The 1915-nt window shown below is 47.2% G+C and carries 1 protein-coding gene; it reads right to left on the bottom strand.

All coding sequences use genetic code 11. The features are described 5' to 3' along the window. Nucleotides 1–93: 93 nt before the first annotated feature. Complete coding sequence (gene alsS / locus AOQ29_RS06220; protein WP_061993618.1) at nucleotides 94–1773, bottom strand: acetolactate synthase AlsS; 1680 nt, start codon at nucleotides 1771–1773, stop codon at nucleotides 94–96. Nucleotides 1774–1915 lie beyond the last annotated feature (142 nt).

Genomic DNA, 1915 nt, shown 5'->3' with positions numbered 1-1915 from the left:
TCCCCTGACAAATTAACATTCATAGTAAAAGCCCAGTCGGTCACCATTTGTGTGATCGGCTGGGCTTTTAATTTGCTAATGGTTAAGGGGAGCTTAACCTTCAGATTCGATTAATTGTGAACCTAATTCATAGTTGTGGGTGTAATCGACCGGAACGTCAACGACAACTGGGCCTTCAGTTGCGAAGGCTTCCGTCAAAACGGCGTCCAAGTCGGCTGGCGTTGTCACGCGCAAGCCCTTGGCTCCAAAGGCTTCGGCGTACTTGACGATGTCAATGTTACCAAAGTCAACTCCGGCAGAAGCACCGTTATACTTCATCTCTTCTTGGAACTTGACCATGTCATAATGGGCATTATCATTCCAGATGATGTGAACCGTATTCAAGTGCAAACGGACGGCCGTTTCCAATTCCATGGCTGAGAAAAAGAATCCTCCGTCACCAGAAACTGAAACTGACTTCGCATCGGGACGGACCATGGCAGCGGCCATCGCCCATGGCAAACCAACCCCTAGTGTTTGCATTCCATTTGAAGTCAAGAAGTGACGAGGAATGTAAGACTTAAAGTGACGAGCCATCCAGATATAGTGGGAACCAATATCCGTTGAGACGGTCATTTCGTCGGTCACATGGTCTTGGATAGCCTTAACAACATCCAAGGGGTGGTTTAATTCGGGAGCGGCTGGCGTGTATGAAGGCTTGTCAGCAGCACGCAAATCTTCCTTCAAGGCCACTAGGGTCTTATGGCTGGCAGCGGGCACTTTGTAACCAGCAACAGCCTTGGTCAAAATTGTCAATGATTGAGCTAAGTCCCCAATCAATTGGCGTTGTGGGACAAAGTTATTATCGATTTGAACTGGCGTTGTATCCAAAGCCACAATGTTCAAGTTGTTTTCCTTGTTCCAGTTACGAGGTTCGTATTCGATGGCATCATAACCAATGGTCACAACCAAGTCAGCCTGTTGGAGCAGCTTGTCCCCTGTTTGGTTACGGAACAAACCAACGCGACCGAAGAAAGTCTCTTCTTCTAAGTCACGTGAGATTACACCCGCACCCTGGAATGTTTCAACAACGGGCAATGGTGTTTCTTCTAATAAACTATGCAAAGCGGCGACAGTGTCATCGTCAGAACCACGGGCCCCAACGAGCAAAACTGGCAACTTAGCGGCCTTGATTTGTTCAGCTAACCAAGCCAAGTCAGTCAATGAAGCGGCTCCCTGTTGGGCCTTAGGAACTGGTGGCAAAGCATTAATTGACACGGGTGCATCATCAACGTCTTGAGGCAATGAAACAAAGGCTGTCCCACGCTTCATGCCATCAGCCGCTGCGAAGGCATTGGCCAAAATTTCAGAAATGTTATTTGGATCTTGGATTTCTGAACTGAATTGCGTAATTGAAGAGAAAAGTGCAACTGAATTTGTTGATTGGTGGGTCAACCGGTACAAGTCACGACGTGGCACCTGACCACCGATAGCAACAACCGCGTCGCTTTCAGCGTTGGCCGTCATTAAGCCAGTGGCCAAGTTCCCAACACCAGGTCCAGAAGTCGCAATCACGACCCCCGTCTTTCCAGTAATCCGGGCAAAGGCTTGGGCCATGAAGGCGGCGTTTTGCTCGTGACGGGCAACAACTAGCTTGGGCACCTTTTGGCCAGCCTTTGGGTGGTCCAAGGTTTCAAACAAGCGGTCGATTTTGGCTCCAGGAATTCCAAAGACCAAATCAACCCCGTGGTTGACTAACGAATCGGTGACAATATCAGCACCATATTTTTGCATTTTCTTTTTCCCTCTCTTATTTGGTGAAACTATAAGGAGTGTAGCTCTGAAAAAACGCCTTGTCAAATTAAATTTTTAAATAAATAATTACTATTTTAAATAATTAAAAAGAGGCCGGATAACGGCCTCCTCTTTTAAAATA

Source organism: Fructobacillus ficulneus (assembly GCF_001047075.2).
Taxonomy (GTDB): domain Bacteria; phylum Bacillota; class Bacilli; order Lactobacillales; family Lactobacillaceae; genus Fructobacillus; species Fructobacillus ficulneus.
Note: the sequence above shows the minus strand (reverse complement) of the source record. Positions and strands in the feature narration are given on the sequence as shown.

Excerpts from the sequence above, each read along its gene's own strand:
- alsS (WP_061993618.1), bottom strand. The coding sequence starts at position 1,773 with ATGCAAAAATATGGTGCTGATATTGTCACCGATTCGTTAGTCAACCAC.